16 protein-coding genes are annotated in these 15,841 nt (G+C 69.7%); 8 read left to right on the top strand and 8 right to left on the bottom strand.

All coding sequences use genetic code 11. The annotated features are described in order from the left end of the window. Window positions 1-141 precede the first annotated feature (141 nt). From acs to AB0M48_RS22915, 4 genes are all read left to right on the top strand, one after another. Window positions 142-2,124 carry an acetate--CoA ligase gene (gene acs / locus AB0M48_RS22930; protein WP_363845490.1) on the top strand — a complete coding sequence of 661 codons (1,983 nt, stop codon included), beginning with the start codon at window positions 142-144 and terminating at the stop codon, window positions 2,122-2,124. A 149-nt stretch (window positions 2,125-2,273) separates the two neighbouring features. After that, window positions 2,274-3,440 (top strand): Na+/H+ antiporter NhaA, encoded by a 1,167-nt coding sequence (nhaA, locus tag AB0M48_RS22925; RefSeq protein ID WP_363845487.1) that lies wholly within the window; start codon window positions 2,274-2,276, stop codon window positions 3,438-3,440. Next, the gene (locus AB0M48_RS22920; RefSeq protein ID WP_363845484.1) at window positions 3,437-3,877 is read left to right on the top strand and encodes a phage holin family protein; all 441 of its coding nucleotides are present in this window, start codon (window positions 3,437-3,439) and stop codon (window positions 3,875-3,877) included. The genes nhaA and AB0M48_RS22920 overlap by 4 nt, the downstream gene beginning before the upstream one ends. Then, window positions 3,874-4,791 carry an alpha/beta hydrolase gene (locus AB0M48_RS22915; RefSeq protein WP_363845976.1) on the top strand — a complete coding sequence of 306 codons (918 nt, stop codon included), beginning with the start codon at window positions 3,874-3,876 and terminating at the stop codon, window positions 4,789-4,791. Before AB0M48_RS22920 ends, AB0M48_RS22915 begins: the two co-directional genes overlap by 4 nt. Here AB0M48_RS22915 and AB0M48_RS22910 read toward each other — a convergent pair. Continuing rightward, a complete protein-coding gene (locus AB0M48_RS22910; protein ID WP_363845480.1) occupies window positions 4,763-6,247 on the bottom strand; it encodes an FAD-dependent oxidoreductase in 1,485 nt (494 codons plus the stop codon). The two genes, AB0M48_RS22915 and AB0M48_RS22910, sit on opposite strands and share 29 nt — an antisense overlap. Before the next feature lie 72 nt (window positions 6,248-6,319). On the opposite strand from AB0M48_RS22910, the gene AB0M48_RS22905 reads away from it, so the two are divergent. Further along, entirely contained in the window at window positions 6,320-7,015 is a 696-nt protein-coding gene (locus AB0M48_RS22905; RefSeq protein WP_363845477.1) for a TetR/AcrR family transcriptional regulator C-terminal domain-containing protein, read from the top strand. On the opposite strand, the gene AB0M48_RS22900 is transcribed toward AB0M48_RS22905, so the two are convergent. From AB0M48_RS22900 to nth, 4 genes are read right to left on the bottom strand one after another with little or no spacing between them, the layout of a single operon-like run. Next, window positions 7,012-8,199, bottom strand: a complete 1,188-nt coding sequence (locus tag AB0M48_RS22900) for a MarP family serine protease (RefSeq protein ID WP_363845473.1) — start codon at window positions 8,197-8,199, stop codon at window positions 7,012-7,014. The two genes, AB0M48_RS22905 and AB0M48_RS22900, sit on opposite strands and share 4 nt — an antisense overlap. A gap of 15 nt (window positions 8,200-8,214) precedes the next feature. Then, entirely contained in the window at window positions 8,215-8,874 is a 660-nt protein-coding gene (locus AB0M48_RS22895; protein WP_363845470.1) for a CoA pyrophosphatase, read from the bottom strand. After that, window positions 8,871-9,434 carry a TlpA disulfide reductase family protein gene (locus AB0M48_RS22890; protein ID WP_363845467.1) on the bottom strand — a complete coding sequence of 188 codons (564 nt, stop codon included), beginning with the start codon at window positions 9,432-9,434 and terminating at the stop codon, window positions 8,871-8,873. The genes AB0M48_RS22895 and AB0M48_RS22890 overlap by 4 nt, the downstream gene beginning before the upstream one ends. Next, entirely contained in the window at window positions 9,431-10,138 is a 708-nt protein-coding gene (gene nth / locus AB0M48_RS22885; protein WP_363845974.1) for an endonuclease III, read from the bottom strand. Before nth ends, AB0M48_RS22890 begins: the two co-directional genes overlap by 4 nt. Window positions 10,139-10,274: 136 nt before the next feature. On the opposite strand from nth, the gene AB0M48_RS22880 reads away from it, so the two are divergent. From AB0M48_RS22880 to AB0M48_RS22870, 3 genes are all read left to right on the top strand, one after another. Next, window positions 10,275-10,514, top strand: coding sequence for a hypothetical protein (locus tag AB0M48_RS22880; RefSeq protein WP_030477588.1), 240 nt, complete (start codon window positions 10,275-10,277; stop codon window positions 10,512-10,514). 212 nt (window positions 10,515-10,726) lie between these two features. Then, window positions 10,727-11,401 (top strand): Crp/Fnr family transcriptional regulator, encoded by a 675-nt coding sequence (locus AB0M48_RS22875; RefSeq protein ID WP_030477589.1) that lies wholly within the window; start codon window positions 10,727-10,729, stop codon window positions 11,399-11,401. A gap of 699 nt (window positions 11,402-12,100) precedes the next feature. Continuing rightward, the gene (locus tag AB0M48_RS22870; protein WP_363845462.1) at window positions 12,101-13,348 is read left to right on the top strand and encodes an MFS transporter; all 1,248 of its coding nucleotides are present in this window, start codon (window positions 12,101-12,103) and stop codon (window positions 13,346-13,348) included. Window positions 13,349-13,395: 47 nt separating this feature from the next. On the opposite strand, the gene dnaN is transcribed toward AB0M48_RS22870, so the two are convergent. The 3 genes from dnaN to AB0M48_RS22855 are packed head-to-tail and all read right to left on the bottom strand — an operon-like array spanning window position 13,396 to window position 15,809. Next, entirely contained in the window at window positions 13,396-14,487 is a 1,092-nt protein-coding gene (gene dnaN / locus AB0M48_RS22865) for a DNA polymerase III subunit beta (RefSeq protein WP_363845459.1), read from the bottom strand. Between the two features lie 60 nt (window positions 14,488-14,547). Beyond that, on the bottom strand, window positions 14,548-15,438 hold the full coding sequence (locus AB0M48_RS22860; protein ID WP_363845456.1) for a Gfo/Idh/MocA family oxidoreductase: 891 nt from the start codon (window positions 15,436-15,438) through the stop codon (window positions 14,548-14,550). 14 nt (window positions 15,439-15,452) lie between these two features. Beyond that, complete coding sequence (locus tag AB0M48_RS22855; RefSeq protein WP_363845453.1) at window positions 15,453-15,809, bottom strand: hypothetical protein; 357 nt, start codon at window positions 15,807-15,809, stop codon at window positions 15,453-15,455. Window positions 15,810-15,841: the final 32 nt, after the last annotated feature.

Raw genomic sequence — 15,841 nt, 5'->3', positions numbered from 1 at the left:
ACACAATGACAGCCGTGTAACCGACCGTCCCAGATTGGTCTGAACCTTTTTGGGGAGGAGCCTGTTGGAAGTGAGCTGGCTCGCACTACGGTCAGTACCCGCATCCCCAACCGGTCTGGACTTTCCAGGAGGTCTCGCACCATGACGCAGTCGCCAGGCCAGGGCAACGCTCTGGACAACCTGCTCACGGAGAGCAGGACGTTCCCGCCTTCCGACGAGTTCGCGGCACAGGCGAACGCACAGCCCGCGCTGTACGAGGAGGCGAAGGCCGACCGCGAGGCGTTCTGGGCGAAGCAGGCGGAACGGCTGCACTGGGAAACCAAGTGGGACCAGGTGCTCGACTGGTCGGACGCCCCCTTCGCCAAGTGGTTCGTCGGCGGCAAGCTCAACGTCGCCTACAACTGCGTGGACCGCCACGTCGAGTCGGGCCACGGCGACCAGGTCGCCATCCACTGGGAGGGCGAGCCCGGCGACTCCCGCGCCATCACCTACGCCGAGCTGCAGCGCGAGGTCTCCAAGGCCGCGAACGCGCTGACCTCGCTGGGAATCGGTGCCGAGGACCGCGTCGCGATCTACATGCCGATGGTCCCCGAGGCGATCTTCGCGATGCTGGCGTGCGCCCGCGTCGGCGCGTTGCACAACGTCGTGTTCGGCGGCTTCTCCGCCGAGGCGCTGCGCACCCGGATCCAGGACTCCGCGTGCCGGCTCGTGATCACGACCGACGGCCAGTACCGCCGCGGCAACCCGGCGCCGCTCAAGCCCGCCGTCGACGAGGCCGTCGCGGACGCGCCGTCGGTGGAGAAGGTCATCGTCGTCAAGCGCACCGACACCGAGGTCGCGTGGACGGACAAGGACGTGTGGTGGCACGAGCTGGTGGACTCGCAGTCCGACCAGCACACCCCCGAGGCGTTCGACTCGGAGCACCCGCTCTTCATCCTCTACACCTCGGGCACCACGGGTAAGCCGAAGGGCATCCTGCACACGTCCGGTGGCTACCTCACGCAGGCGTCGTACACGCACAACTACGTGTTCGACCTCAAGCCGGACACCGACGTGTACTGGTGCACCGCGGACATCGGCTGGGTCACCGGCCACAGCTACATCGTCTACGGCCCGCTGTCGAACCGCGTGACGCAGGTCGTCTACGAAGGCACGCCGAACACCCCGAACGAGGGCCGGCACTGGGACATCGTGCAGAAGTACGGCGTCTCGATCTACTACACGGCGCCGACGCTGATCCGCACCTTCATGAAGTGGGGCGCGGACATCCCGGCCAAGTACGACCTCAGCTCGTTGCGCGTGCTGGGTTCGGTCGGCGAGCCGATCAACCCCGAGGCGTGGATCTGGTACCGCGAGAACGTCGGTGGCGGCAAGGCCCCGATCGTCGACACGTGGTGGCAGACCGAGACCGGCGCGATCATGATCTCGCCGCTGCCCGGTGTCATCTCGACCAAGCCCGGCTCGGCGCAGCGCCCGCTGCCCGGCATCGGCGCGAAGGTCGTCAGCGACGAGGGCGTCGAGGTCGAGCACGGCGGCGGTGGCTACCTCGTGCTGGACGAGCCGTGGCCGTCGATGCTGCGCGGCATCTGGGGCGACGAGGAGCGCTACCGCGACACGTACTGGTCGCGCTTTAAGGACCAGGGCTTCTACTTCGCCGGTGACGGCGCCAAGTACGACGCCGACGGCGACATCTGGTTGCTCGGCCGCGTCGACGACGTGATGAACGTGTCCGGTCACCGCATCTCGACCACCGAGGTCGAGTCGGCGCTCGTGTCGCACCCGACCGTGGCCGAGGCCGCCGTCGTCGGCGCGTCCGACGCCACGACCGGCCAGGGCATCGTGGCGTTCGTGATCCTGCGCGGTGGCGCGGGTGCGGACGCCGGCGGCGCGGAGGCGATCAAGGCGCTGCGCGACCACGTGGCCAAGGAGATCGGCCCGATCGCGAAGCCACGGCAGATCATGGTCGTGCCGGAGCTGCCGAAGACGCGCTCGGGCAAGATCATGCGCCGCCTGCTCCGCGACGTCGCCGAGAACCGCGCGGTCGGCGACGTGACGACGCTGGCCGACTCGTCGGTCATGGACCTGATCTCGGCGGGTCTGCAGTCGGGCAAGGCCGAGGACTGATCTGCTTCAAACGTGACGGGCGTCCTCTGAGGAGGGCGCCCGTTCGCGTTAAGATCACGACAAGTGCTGTGCACCACAGCACTCGGTGAGCCGGGAAGTCTGGTCGGCACGAGTATTCGTGTACCCGTCGACCGCCCTGGGAGCTCCTTTTGTCGCGCAAGAAGGCCGTAGTCGCCGAGTTCGCCCGCTACCTCCGCACGGAAACCGTGGGTGGCACCGTGCTGCTCGGGGCCACCGCCGTAGCGCTGATCTGGGCCAACTCCCCGCTCTCTCCCGCGTACTTCACGCTGCGGGACCTCCACCTGGGACCGTTGTCGGTCGGCGACTGGGCCAAGGACGGCCTGCTCGCGATCTTCTTCTTCGTCGCCGGGCTCGAACTGAAGCGCGAGCTCGTCGTCGGCGAGCTGTCCAACGTGAAGGCCGCCGTCCTGCCGATCGTCGCGGCGGCCGGGGGCATGATCGTGCCCGCGCTGGTCGCGCTGGGAATCGGCTGGGGGCAACCGGGGATCGAGAAGGCGTGGGCGATCCCCGTCGCGACGGACATCGCGTTCGCGCTCGGGGTGCTGGCGCTGACGGCGTCCGGGCTGCCGTCGAGCCTGCGGGTGTTCCTGCTGTCCCTGGCCGTGGTGGACGACCTGGGGGCGATCATCGTGATCGCGATCCTGTTCACGGCGCAGTTCAACCTGCTCGCGGCGGGCGCGGTCGTGCTGCTGCTGGCGCTGTACTGGTTCCTGCAGCACAAGAGGATCACCAGTCCCTGGCTCTACGTGCCGATCGCGCTGGCCACCTGGTGGTTCATGCACGAGTCGGGCGTCCACGCCACGATCGCGGGCGTCGCGCTGGCGTTGCTGACGCGGGTGCGGCGCGACCCGTACGAGCAGGAGGCGCCGGCCGTGCGGCTGGAGCACCGGCTGCAGCCGTGGTCGGCCGGGGTGGCCGTGCCGGTGTTCGCGCTGTTCGCGGCGGGTGTGCCGGTGGGCGCGGAGGCGTTGGGGAAGCTCTTCGAGGACAAGATCGCGATCGGCGTGATGGTCGGGCTGATCGTCGGCAAGGTGGTCGGGATCGTGGGGGCGTCGGCGCTCGCGGTGTGGTTCAAGGCGGCGGTGTGGCCGTCCGGTGCGGGGCCGCGCGACATCGTGGCGGTGGCGACGCTGGGCGGGGTCGGGTTCACCGTCAGCCTGCTGATCGCGGACCTCTCCCTCGACGAGCCGGAGACCGCGAAGGCCGCTGTGCTGATCGCCTCGATGATCGCGTCGCTGCTCGCCGCGGTGTTGCTCATTCGTCGCAGCCGGGCTCATGGCACCATGTCCGAGTGACCACCAGGGAGCACATCGCGTCGATTCCGCTGACCGCAGACGACCCGACGGCCGAGGCGTCGATCGGCGGTCTTGTCCGTGATGCGACGGCCCACGTGTCGACTTTGGTCAGAGCAGAGGTCGAGCTCGCCAAGGGCGAGATCACGGCCGAGATCAAGAAGGGCGTGAAGGGCAGCGTCTTCTTCATCGTCGCCCTGACGATCCTCTGCTTCAGCCTGTTCTTCCTGTTCATGGCGCTCGGCTTCGGCTTCGCCGAGTGGTTCGGCTGGGGCTACTGGGCGGGCTTCGGGCTCGTGTTCGCCGTGATGCTGCTGACCGCCGTCGCCTTCGCCTTCCTCGGCTACCGCAAGGTCCGCAAGATCAGGGCGCCGGAGAAGTCGATCGCGGCCGCGAAGGACACCGTCGCGGCCCTCAGGCGCAGGGGCGACGACAACTGAGCCGCAAACCCGACCCGTCCGTCGTGCGGGTCGCGGGTCCGTGGACGCACCGCGACGTCTCGGCCAACGGCATCCGCCTGCACGTCGCCGAACTCGGCGAGGGCCCGCTCGTGCTGCTGCTGCACGGGTTCCCCGAGTTCTGGTGGACGTGGCGGCACCAGCTGACCGCACTGGCCGAGGCCGGCTATCGCGCCGTGGCCGTGGACCTGCGCGGCTACGGCGACTCGGACAAACCTCCGCGCGGCTACGACGGCTTCACCCTCGCGGGTGACATAGCGGGACTGGTCAAGGCGCTCGGTGCCCCGCGCGCGCACCTCGTGGGTCACGCATGGGGCGGCGCCACGGCGTGGACGGTCGGCGCCCTGCACCCGCGCGTGGTCTCGTCGATCTCCGTGCTGTCCGCACCGCACCCCCTGGTGACGCGCCGGACGTTCCGCAGGCATCCCCGGACCAACTCGCACGTGCTGCGCTTCCAGCTGCCGATCCACCCGGAACGCTGGCTGACCGCCGAGAACGGGCTGCAGGTCGCCAAGCTGCTGGCCGCGTGGTCCGGCCCGAAGTGGCGGTCGGCGCCCGAGTTCGACGAGGTCATCCGCCGCTGCCGGCAGGCGATGACGGTGCCGGGCGTGGCCCACAGCGCGCTGGAGTACTACCGCTGGGCGGTGCGCTCGCAGCTGCGCAGCGACGGCCGCCGGTTCGCCGAGGCCGTCGACAAACCGGTGCAGGTGCCGGTGCTGCAGATCCACGGCGCGCTGGACCCGATCGTCCTGGAGTCCTCCGCGCGCGACTCGCTGCAGTGGCTCGGGCCCGAGTCGGAGTTCCGCTACCTGCCGGAGGTGGGGCACTTCCCGAACCAGGAGGCACCCCACACCACGAGCAGGCTGATCACCGAGTTCCTGCAGAAGCTGAACTGAACGCGGTCGCGAGTTCCGCGGCCGGGTCGTCCGGCAGGTCCACCGACCGCCATGCGACGTAGCCGTCGGGCCTGACCAGCGACGCCCCCTTGGCCGACAGCCCGAACACGTCCAGCTGCCCGACCCGTTCGTACCGGACGGCCAGGCCCGCCGCGGCCTCCTCCCACTGCGGGTGGTCGGCGACGAGCACCCAGCCGCGCCCGAACAGGTCCACAGTGGACCTGCCCGGCTCGATCCACGCGTGCGGTGCCCTGGTGCCCGGCTGGCCGTTCCACTGCTCGGGGAGCTGGGCGGGCGGGAGTTCCGGGCCCGCGCCGAGCACCGCGTCCGAGCGGTACAGGACGCCGAAGTGCATGGCGTTGTTGTCGTACAGCGGTGCGTCGTCCGGCTCGCCGTCGCGGTTGTGGCCGTCGTTGCGCGCGAAGATCTGCTGGTGGCAGAGGGTCGCGACCGGACGCCGTTCCGCGTCGTAGGTGTCCAGGAGGGACGGTCGCGACTCGCCGTCCAGCACCGCGGCGAGCTTCCACGCGAGGTTGTGCGAGTCCTCGATGCCGACGTTCGCCCCGAACCCGCCGCGACTCGGCGGCAACGTGTGCGCGGCGTCGCCCGCAAGGAAGACGCGGCCCTGGGAGAACCGGTCGGCGACGGCCGCGCTGATCGTCCAGCGACCGGTGGTGATGATCTCGACGTCGAGGTCGTCGCGGCCGATGGCCTGGAAGATCTTCTGCCGCAGCTCGGGCTCGTCGTACTCGCGGTCGTCGAGCATCAGGACCCAGCGGCCGTCGCCGTAGGTGGTCAGGAAGCCGACGCCGTCGATGACGAACTGGCCGATCCCGTCCTTCAGGTACTCCTGCAACGGCGCGCGGAACAGCACGCTGCGAGAGGTGTGCATGTACCCGCGCCCGGTGCGGCCGATGCCGAGCTGCTCGCGGATCGGGCTGCGGTGGCCGTCGGCCGCGATCAGGTAGTCGGCGCGGATCTCGTACGGCTCGCCATCGCCCTGGACGATCACCGTGACGCCCTCGTCGTCCTGCGTGAACTCCAGCATCCGAGTGCTCATCCGGATGTCCGCGCCGAGTTCGCGGGCCTTGTCGCGCAGGATCGGCTCCATCCGGTCCTGCGCCACACCGACGCCCGCGGACGGCGAGTACTCGACCTCGGAGAGCTCGGCCGGCGGCGACCAGAACGTCTCGTCGAACTTCTTGCCGACCAGGCTCTCGGCCCTGACCCGCCGGACGCCGAAGCCCTTCGCCATCCTGCTCGGCGGCAACTCGTCCTCCACCCCGACCGCCCGCAGCAGCTCGCCCACCCGAGCGTTGAAACCGACCGCTCGCGGGTGCGCCGAACTGCCCGGATGCTTCTCCACCAACGTCACGGGCACCCCGCGCCACGCGAGGAACAACGCGGCCGACGTCCCGGCCAGGCCTCCCCCGACCACCACCACCGGAGTCTTCACGACCATCCCCTCTCGATACGCTGTATCGCTCAATACACTGTATCGCGATGAGACGCTGTATTGTCCAGCCCGATGTCGAACGAACCCGTGTGGGACCGCCCAGAGCCGCCCAGCAAGCCGTCACCGACCCCGTTGAGCAGGGAACTGATCGTGAACGCCGCGATCAGGCTCGCCGACGGGGGCGGGCTCGACGACGTGTCGTTCCGCAAGGTCGCCGCCGCGCTGAACGCCGGCCCGATGCGCCTGTACGGCTACGTCGAGACCAAGGACGAGCTGCTGGACCTGATGGTCGACGAGGTCTACGGCGAGATCACGCCACCACCGGCGAAGTCGGACTGGCGTTCCGGGCTGAGGCACGTCGCGCACGAGGTCCGGAACGCGGCGAAGCGGCACGAGTGGTTCATCGACCTGCTCGGCGGCCGCCCGCACCAGGGCCCGCACTCGCTCGCGCACATCGAGTCGACGCTGGCCACGGTCCGGCTCGCGGACATCGACCAGGTGCTCGGCGTGGTCGGCGCCGTGATGGCGTACGTGTTCGGCGCGGTCCGCAGCGAGATCACGGAGCTGCGCGCCGAACGAGCCACCGGCATGACCGAGGAGCAGTGGCAGCGGGCGTCCGGCCCGTACATGGCACGGATGCTCGCCACCGGCCGCTTCCCCCTGCTGGGCAGGGTCATGCACGAGTCCACCGACCGCGACCACGCCGAGGTCTTCGACACCGGCCTCGACTACGTGCTGGACGGCATCGCCGCCAGGCATTCGCTCTAGCTGGCGCAGCCCTGGGTCGAGGCGCGCTTGGTCAGCGTCGGCGCCTTCTGCACCATCGCCTGCACCTGCTGGGCGGTGAGCACGAAGCCCGTCTCCGGGTCGTCGACCGCGGCACCGAAGACCACGCCCATCACCCGGCCGTTGGGGTCGACCAGCGGACCACCGGAGTTGCCGGAGCGGACCTCGGCACGAACCGTGTAGACGTCGCGCGTGACCGTCTGGGCGTCGTAGATGTCCGGGCCGCGCAGCAGCGGGATCCGCTCCCGCACACGGGCCGGCGAGGCCTTGTACGGGCCGTCGAGCGGGTAGCCGAGCACGATGCCGTCCTCGCCCGGCTGCACCTCGTCCGAGCGGAACTGCAGCGGCGTGGCCTCCAGGTCCGGCACCGCGAGCACGGCGATGTCCGTGCGCGGGTCGTAGGAGACGACCGTCGCGTCGAACTGGCCGCGGCCGACCTCGACCGTCACCTCGTTCGTGCCGGCCACGACGTGCGCGTTGGTCATGACGCGTTCCGGCGCGATGACGAAGCCGGTGCCCTCCAGCGCACGGGAGCACGACGGCGCACGGCCGCGGACCTTGAGCACGGACGCCTTCAGCTTGCCCGCCACCGGCGAGCTCGCCAGCTGGTTGTCCGGCGGCTCGACGTCCTTGAGCGGCGTGCGGTTGAACGGGTCCATCGCCTGCGGGAAGCCCGAGACGTCGAAGAGCTTCTGCAGGTCGCCGGACAGCACGCGGGCGGCCTGCGGCATGGTCTGGTCGACCTTGCCGAGGATCACCGACTGCTTGAGCGACGAGGTGAGGTCCGGCAGGCCGACGACCGAGGTCAGCGGCAGCGCGATCATCCAGGCCACGATGAAGACGACGAAGCCCTGCACGATCGCGCCCAGCGCGTTGTCCGCGCCGCGCAACGGCGACGCGTTGACCCGCGCCTTGATCGTCCGGCCGATGTAGACGCCGATCGTCTCGCCCAGCGCCACGAGCAGCACGACGATGCCGACCGCGAACACGACCTTGGTGACGACGTTCTCGAACTGGGAGACCAGCAGCGGTGCGATCTGCGTGCCGAGGATCAGGCCGACGAGCACACCGACGAAAGCGGGCAGCGCGACGACCATGCCTTGCCTGGCCCCGGAGACCGCGGCGATCGCGGCAAGGCCCAGCACGAGCAGGTCAACCCAGTTCAACCCGAAACCTCCGCCTCACTGTGTAGCGCGCAACGCTAGTTCAAGGTCACGCACATCGGTCGCATCCCACGGCTGTTCCCAGCCGCCGAGTGCGATCAGGCCGTTGATCAACCCCGCGGTGAAACCCCACACCAGCATGCCCGGCGCGGAGAAGGCCGCTCCGACGTAACCCGCGGGGTGACGCACCCGGAACCTGTTGGCAGGATCGGCGAGGTGCGCGACCGGCACCCGCGCGACCGCGGCGGTCTCCGCCGGGTCGACAGGTGCGACGGGGCTCGGCTGTTCCCAGTAAGCGAGCACGGGCGTGACCACGAACCCGGACACCGGCACGTACAGCTCCGGCAGCGTCGCCAGTGGTCTCACTCCTGACTCAAGTACACCTGTCTCCTCGTAAGCCTCGCGTAATGCCGTGCCCACCGGCCCGTCGTCGGTCTCGTCGGACGCACCGCCGGGGAACGCGACCTGGCCGGGGTGCGAGCCCAGCGTGTCCGAACGGCGCAGCAGCAACACGTCCGGCCCGTGCTCCTCGGACTCGCCGAACAGCATGAGCACGGCCGCCTTGCGCACGCCCTGCTCCGGCGCCCGCGGGACCCGCATGAACGTCTGCGCGTCGATCTCCTCGGTGGCCTTGGCCAGGCGCTGCATCCAGTCGGGTGGCTCTGTCGCCTCCGTCATCGAACCGCCTTCTCCACCTGTTCCGGCGCCTTGAAGTACGGCGGATCGGTGATCTGCCGGACCTGACCGTCCGCTGCTACGTAATACGTGGCGGGAAGCGTCATCGGCGCCTTGACTTGCTTGCGAAGCTCGTCGGCCCCGTCGTAGACCGACGGCAGCCGCACGCCGAGCCTGGCGAGCAACTCCAGGCCGTCCGCCTCCCTGCTCTCCACGAGAACTGGGACGACCGGGACGGCACCTGGTTGCTTCGCGTACGTGTCCAGCACGGGCAGCTCCTCCTGGCACGGCTGGCACCAGGTCGCCCAGAAGTTGATCAGGAGCGGACCCTTGAGCGCGAGGGCCGTCCGGGTGCCGTCGCGCAGGCACGTCACGCCGACGCCGCCCTCCGCCCCCGGCACGCACGGCCGGAGCTGGGCCTGCGCGCGCAACGCGGCCATGTCCTGGGTGGGACGGGTGGACGTGGGCTGCGGCCCCGGCGCTTCGTCGCGGGGCCACAGGGCCACGACACCCGCCACGCCGAGGACGAGCACCACGACGAGCCAGCGCGTGCGGTTGTTCACGCTCCTAGCTTCTCACCGGCCCGTACCCGCTCGGCGAGCTCGATCAGGTGTGGCTTCTCGTCGCCCTTCACGAGCTTGGCGGCCTTGTCCGGATCTTCCGGGCCGAGGCCGTACGACGGGCAGTCGTTCATCAGCAGGCAGGCGCCGCAGGCCGGTGTCTTGGCGTGGCAGACGCGGCGGCCGTGGAAGACGATCCAGTGCGAGGCCATGGTCCAGTCGCGCTTCTCGATCAGCTCGCCGATGGCGTGCTCGACCTTGACCGCGTCCTCCAGGTCGGTCCAGCCCCAGCGGCGCACGAGACGCCCGAAGTGGGTGTCGACTGTGAGCCCGGGCACATCGAACGCGTTGCCGAGAACCACGTTGGCCGTCTTGCGTCCTACACCGGGGAGCTTGACCAGCTCCTCCATGTTGCCCGGCACCACACCGTCGTGCTGCTCCACAAGAGCGGCACCGAGACCCAGCAGAGACGTCGCCTTGTTCCGGAAGAAACCGGTGGGGCGGAGCATCTCCTCGAGTTCGGCCCGGTCGGCACCGGCGTAGTCGGCGGCCGTCGGGTACTTCGCGAAGAGCGCGGGAGTGACCTCGTTGACCTTCTTGTCGGTGCACTGCGCGGACAGGATGACCGCCACGACGAGCTCGAGCGGCGTGGTGAAGTCCAGCTCGCAGTGCGCGTCCGGGTATCCCTGGGCCAGCACGCGCACCATCCGGCGGGCCCTGCGGGTCAGGCCGAGTCTGGTTTCCGGTTTCTTGGTTGCGGGCACTGATCCAGAGTAGTCAACACGCCGGAACCCACCCCTAGATCCGCACTCGAATCCCTCATGCGCCACACTTCGGAGCATCATGACTGCCTGGCTTGTGATCGTCGTTCCGATCGTGATCATGTTCTTCGCGCTCTTCATGGAGCGCGTCGAAGCGAAGCTCCGGCACGTTGCCGTGCAGGAGAACGAGGTCGAGGAGTTCCTGGAGTCCGCCAGGCCTGAAGAGGTCAAGGCGCTCTACGGACACGGCATCGGTCGCGCCCTTGACATGTTCCGGCTCCGTCGTCGTGGCCGCGGTGGTGCGCGCAAGCGCGTCCGTTAGGACCCAGGGCCCTGCGTTGACCGGCACCCGAATGGCGTAGACTGGTTCGTTGGGCTCTGGATCGAGTCAGTCTTGTTCTGCCTAGTAAGACGGCGAGCCGAGCGGCGATCCACAAGAGAGCCCTTAGACTGCAACGCAGTGATCGGCGGCACGGCGCTGACTCCACCAAAGATGGTGGTAGGCGTGCCGTCGCGTCGATTAGGAGGGACGAGGTGGACGAGACCCTGGCGCGAGCGGGCATCTTCCAGGGGGTGGACCCGGCGGCCGCAGAGGCGCTGGCGACGACCCTGGAAACGGTGGAGTTCCCGCGTGGCCATGTGATCTTCGCGGAGGGTGAGCCGGGCGATCGCCTGTACATCATCCAGTCCGGCAAGGTGAAGATCGGCCGCAAGTCGCCGGACGGCCGCGAGAACCTGTTGGGGATCTTCGGGCCCTCCGACATGTTCGGCGAACTGTCCATTTTCGATCCCGGCCCCCGCACGTCGACTGCGACGACGGTGACCGAGGTGCGCGCGGTGTCCATGGACCGCCCCGCGCTCCGTCAGTGGATCACCAACCGGCCGGAGATCGCCGAGCAGCTGCTGAGGGCCCTGGCCCGCAGGCTGCGCAGGACGAACTCGATGCTGGCCGACCTGATCTTCACGGACGTGCCCGGCCGCGTCGCCAAGGCGTTGCTGCAGCTCGCACAGCGCTTCGGCTCGCAGGAGGCCGGCCTGCTCCGCGTCACGCACGACCTGACGCAGGAGGAGATCGCGCAGTTCGTCGGCGCGTCCCGCGAGACCGTGAACAAGGCCCTGGCCGACTTCGCGCACCGCGGGTGGCTACGACTCGAGGGCAAGAGCGTGCTGATCCTGGACCCGGAGCGCCTGGCGCGCCGAGCCCGCTAGTCAGTACACAGAGCAAGACACCAACGCAGCGGAGCCCCGTGCAGTCAACGGGGCTCCGCTGCGTTTAGGCCCAAGCACGCAACGGCGCTCCGCCAGCACTGGCATCGCGAGTTCGCGGCGACGCCCCGACCGGCACGGCAGGCATCGCAAGTTCGCGGCGACGCCCCGACCGGCACGGCAGGCATCGCGAGTTCGCGGCGACGCCCGGCCGGGCGAGGAGTTTCGCGAGTTCGCGCTGGTCATCCGTTCGCCTCTTCGTCCCGATTCGGCGAAGCCCAATCGGGGCGAAGCGGCGGGCGGATGACCAGCTTCCCGGCGAACTCGCCGCCGTCTGCGGAGCAGCGGCCAACAAGCACAGCCCCCGAACACGAAGGACCGGGCGCCACCCCCGACGTGGCGCACCGGTCCTTTGTGTTCGCGCGGCCCATCCCCCGACGAACCACGCCTTCCATCCTCTGGCGCGCAGGCCCCGACCCTCTGGCCAGAGGTTGGTCTTCGGTCTTCGGTCTCGGTCAGCGAGTCAACTTTCGCACGTCGACACCCCGACCACTCAAGCCCTTTCACCCTCAAGGACCTCGTGTGTGGCCGATTCGTTGCATGTTTCACCCGGTCATCCCATTCCCGTGACCCAATCGCAACCATGGTGACTCCGCGCACCCGAACTGGTACATCCGTACCAACTTTGGCATACTGGTACACATGTCCCACTCCGCCCGTCTCTCCGACTACCGCGCTGCCCTGACGACCCCCGGCATGCGCGGCCCCGTGGTCGCGTCTCTGCTCGCCCGCCTGCCCATCGCGATGGTCGGGCTCTCGCTGCTGCTCTACGTCGAGCGCGCGACGGGATCGTTCGCGGTCGCCGGCATGGTCTCGGCGGCGGCGCTGACGGGTGTGGCACTCGGTTCCGTCGTCCAGGGCCGGCTGATGGACCGCTTCGGCCCCACCCGTCCCCTGCTCTGGGTGACCGGGATGTTCGCCGTGTTCGTCACCGTCTCCGTGCTCGCCGTCGAGGCGGCCGCGTCCGTGTTCGTGCTGGTCCCGCTGGCCCTCGGCGTCGGTGCGACCGAGCCGATGGTGGGCTCGGCGTCGCGTGCGCTGTGGGAGCGGATGGTTCCCGCCGGCCCGACGCGGATGGCGGGCTACGCCTACGAGGCGATCAGCATGGAGGTCTTCTTCATCCTCGGACCGGGTCTCGCCGGTCTGCTGCTGGCCGCGCCGTGGGCGGGCACCGGTGTCCTCGTCGGCTCCGTGCTGATGGTCGTCGGCGCGCTGTGGTTCGCGTTCAACCCCGTTGTCCGCGCCTGGGGTCCCGTCGAGCAGGCACCGCGCCCGTTGCTCGGCGCCTTCGCCTACCCCGGCATGCGCACGGTGGCGCTGGCCGCGCTGGGCTTCGGTGTGACCATCGGTTTCGTCGAGGTGGCCGTGCCGGCGTTCGCGAAGGCCGCGGGTCACGCCTCGATGGGTGGCCTGATGCTGTCGCTGTGGTCGATCAGCTCGGTGATCTTCGGCGTGCTCTACGGCATGCGCCCGTGGCCGCGCCCGATGCACCTGCGCCTGCCGGTGCTGCTGGGCGGCTTCGCGCTGCTGACGTTCCTGCTCTCGATCCCGGCGACGCTGATCGGCCTCGGCATCGCGCTGTTCCTGGTAGGCACGCTGATCACGCCGCAGTCGACCGCGCACTCCGCGGCGATCGAGCAGGTCACGCCGAACGGCATGGCCGCGGAGGCGTTCGGCTGGGTGATCACCTCGGTGACCGTCGGCCTCGCCATCGGGCAGGGCCTGTCCGGCCAGCTGATCGAGCACTTCGGCACGCGACCGGCGTTCGTCGCGGCGGGTGTCGCCGGCCTGGTGATCGCGCTGGCGGTCTGGCTGCTGCGCGCCACCGTGCAGCGCGGCGTGCCCGCCGAGGTGCCGGCCCGCTCCGACATGGAACTCGCCTCGCGCTGATCGACACTCGGAAGGCCGGCCCGGATCGGGCCGGCCTTCTGCGTTCCTCAGGCCACCGAACGCATCGGCACCACGAGATAGGTGAGCTCGACGCCGTCTTCGCCCGGCGGCGACGTCAGCACCGTGGAGCGCAGGCCGTCCTGGATCTTCAGCTCGATCCGGCGGCCGGCGAACGCCTTCAGCGCGTCCGCGAGGTAGCGGGCCTGGAACGTCTTGGTCAGCCGGTCGCCCTCGACCGTCGCCTTGACGAACTCCTCCGACTCGCCCTGCTGCGGGTCGCTGCCCTTGACCCTGACCTCCGAGTCCTCGACCTGGATGGTCACGGCCTGGTGCGGGCCGCCGTAGGGCGTGGCTCTGCGGACGGCGCGCGCCAGCGCGTCGGCGTCCACGAGCACCGTGCTGTCGATGACTGCCTCCAGTAGTCGGCGCGCCCGGTCGTCCGGGAACGGAGCGGCCAAGAGCGCGGTGGAGATCGAGTTGTTGCCCCAGGCGAGGCCGATGCGGTCCTGGTTCGCGTGCAGGGCGACCTCGTCCGTCGCCTGCCGGGCCGCCTCGACGATGGCCTTCGCAGGTACCAACAGGTCGAGTTGACCTTGTTGTTCCCACGGAATTGTGGCGTAGGCCATGCGATAGCGGTCCGTGGCCATGAAGTGCAGCTTGTGGGCGTCCGACTGGATCCGGATGCCGGTGAAGATCGGCAACGCGTCGTCCTTGCTCGCCGCACCCGCCACGGCCGCGATGATCCTGAGCTTGGCCGCGTCGATGTGCCCCTGGAGCTCCGGCAACACCGGAACGCCGGGGTGGTGGGCGAGGTCGAGCAGCGGCAGCGCGAACCTGGACGTGGGAGTGCGGATGGCCAGCCGCTGCCCCTCGACCTTGAGCCGCACCTGCGGCTCGTCGAGCGCCTGGAGCGTCGCGGCCAGCAGCTTCGCGGGCACCAGCACCTCGCCCTCGGTGTGCACCGTCGCGTAGACGCTCAGGCGCACGCCGTGCTCCTGGTCGCTGCCCGCGACCTCCACGTCCGTGCCGGCCTTCAGGCGGAGCCCGGCCAGCACCGGGTCGAGCACACGCGTCGGCAGCAGCCGCGCCACCTCGGCGGCGGCACCGGCCAGGTCGGCTGTGGTGGCGGTCAGGTCCATGGTTCAGGACGCTAGCGGGCACCCCTGACATTTTCGGGCGCCCCGGTTCGGGCTCAGATCTCAGGCACTCGCCTTGCGGCGCGCCAGGTCGATGATCCGCTGCAGGTGCAGCCCCCGCCGCACGTCGCACTCGTGCGTGGTGGTGCCGCTGTCCACCATCGCCACGAAGTCGTCGAGCAGGTTCGTGAAGCACTCCAGCGCGGGCGTGTCCCGGTTCGTCAGGGTGCGGTGGCCCTCGGTGCCGAAGACGGTGAAGTCCGCGAACGGCGGCTGCATCGGCAGGGAGAGGCACAGCGAGACGGTGCTGGTGGCGCCGCCGGCGTGCTGGAGGATCAGCTGCCACAGGCCGGTGTCCGTGACGTTCGCGGCCAGGACGTCGGTGATCTCGCCCAGGGCGGCGTCGAGCAGGTCGAACGCGTGCGGGCCCACGTCGTCCAGCGCGCCCTTGTCGTGGCGCCACGGGGAGTTCGAGAACGGGCCGTCGAGCAGTGCGCCGGAGATCCAGCGGCTGTCTGCGCCGGTCCAGCCGCCGGTGCGGTGCAGCTGCGCCAGCATCTCCTTGGTCTCGGGGGCGTAGCGGCGGGTCAGCACGACCAGGGACGCGACGCCCGCCTCCTCCACGGCCGCGACGAGTTCCGCGGCCACCTCGGCGGACTCCGCGATCGGCTTCTCCAGGACGACGTGCTTGCCCGCCTTCGCCGCCTCGATCGCCATCGGGCCCTGCACGCCCGGCGGCACGCAGAACGCCACGGCGTCCACAGTGGACAGCATGGCCGCGTAGTCCTCGAACGGTTCCGCGCCAAGGGAACCGGCGAGCTCTCGCGCCGCTTCCGGGCGGCGCGCCCACACGCCGGTCAGCGTGGTGCCGGGGTGGTTCGCGATTCCGGGGCCGTGGATCATCCGGGCCCACGGGCCCGCACCGACAAGTCCTACGCGCAGCTGTTCGTCCACTCGCACATCCTGCCTCAGGAGTAACTGGCCTTGGGGACGAAGATCTCGCCGCCGTTGCCGAACTTCAGGCGCACGCCGTCCTGATCGGCCTCCCGCTTCGGCTCGTGACCCCAGCCGCCGGGCACCGTCACCACGTAGCCGCGATCGGCTGACGGCCCGAGCCAGATCTCGTAGTGGTCGCCGCCGACGACCCGTTCGACCTTCTTCACGTACATGCCCGGCGCGTCGGAGGTCGGTTCGACGCTGCTCACGGTCGTGCTGTCCGGCACGAACATCACCACGCCCGCCACCGCGGTGAGGCCTGTGCCCATCACCGCGCCGAGCAGGAACAGCAGGACCTTCACCAGGCAGCCGGAGACGTTCGTCGCCATCACACCATCCTCGAGTAAGCGCGGTCGTACGC

The organism is Lentzea sp. NPDC051208 (assembly GCF_040682435.1).
Taxonomy (GTDB): Bacteria; Actinomycetota; Actinomycetes; order Mycobacteriales; family Pseudonocardiaceae; genus Lentzea; species Lentzea kristufekii.
The sequence above is the reverse complement of the archived record's forward strand: the minus strand, read 5'-3'. Positions and strand labels throughout refer to the sequence as shown.

What these genes read in the sequence shown, in the direction of transcription:
- acs (WP_363845490.1), top strand. Translation starts at nt 142, where the DNA reads ATGACGCAGTCGCCAGGCCAGGGCAACGCTCTGGACAACCTGCTCACG.
- AB0M48_RS22905 (WP_363845477.1), top strand. Translation starts at nt 6,320, where the DNA reads ATGTCGAACGAACCCGTGTGGGACCGCCCAGAGCCGCCCAGCAAGCCG.
- AB0M48_RS22895 (WP_363845470.1), bottom strand. Translation starts at nt 8,874, where the DNA reads ATGACGGAGGCGACAGAGCCACCCGACTGGATGCAGCGCCTGGCCAAG.
- nth (WP_363845974.1), bottom strand. Translation starts at nt 10,138, where the DNA reads ATGGTGCGCGTGCTGGCCCAGGGATACCCGGACGCGCACTGCGAGCTG.
- AB0M48_RS22880 (WP_030477588.1), top strand. Translation starts at nt 10,275, where the DNA reads ATGACTGCCTGGCTTGTGATCGTCGTTCCGATCGTGATCATGTTCTTC.
- AB0M48_RS22870 (WP_363845462.1), top strand. Translation starts at nt 12,101, where the DNA reads ATGTCCCACTCCGCCCGTCTCTCCGACTACCGCGCTGCCCTGACGACC.
- dnaN (WP_363845459.1), bottom strand. Translation starts at nt 14,487, where the DNA reads ATGGACCTGACCGCCACCACAGCCGACCTGGCCGGTGCCGCCGCCGAG.
- AB0M48_RS22855 (WP_363845453.1), bottom strand. Translation starts at nt 15,809, where the DNA reads ATGGCGACGAACGTCTCCGGCTGCCTGGTGAAGGTCCTGCTGTTCCTG.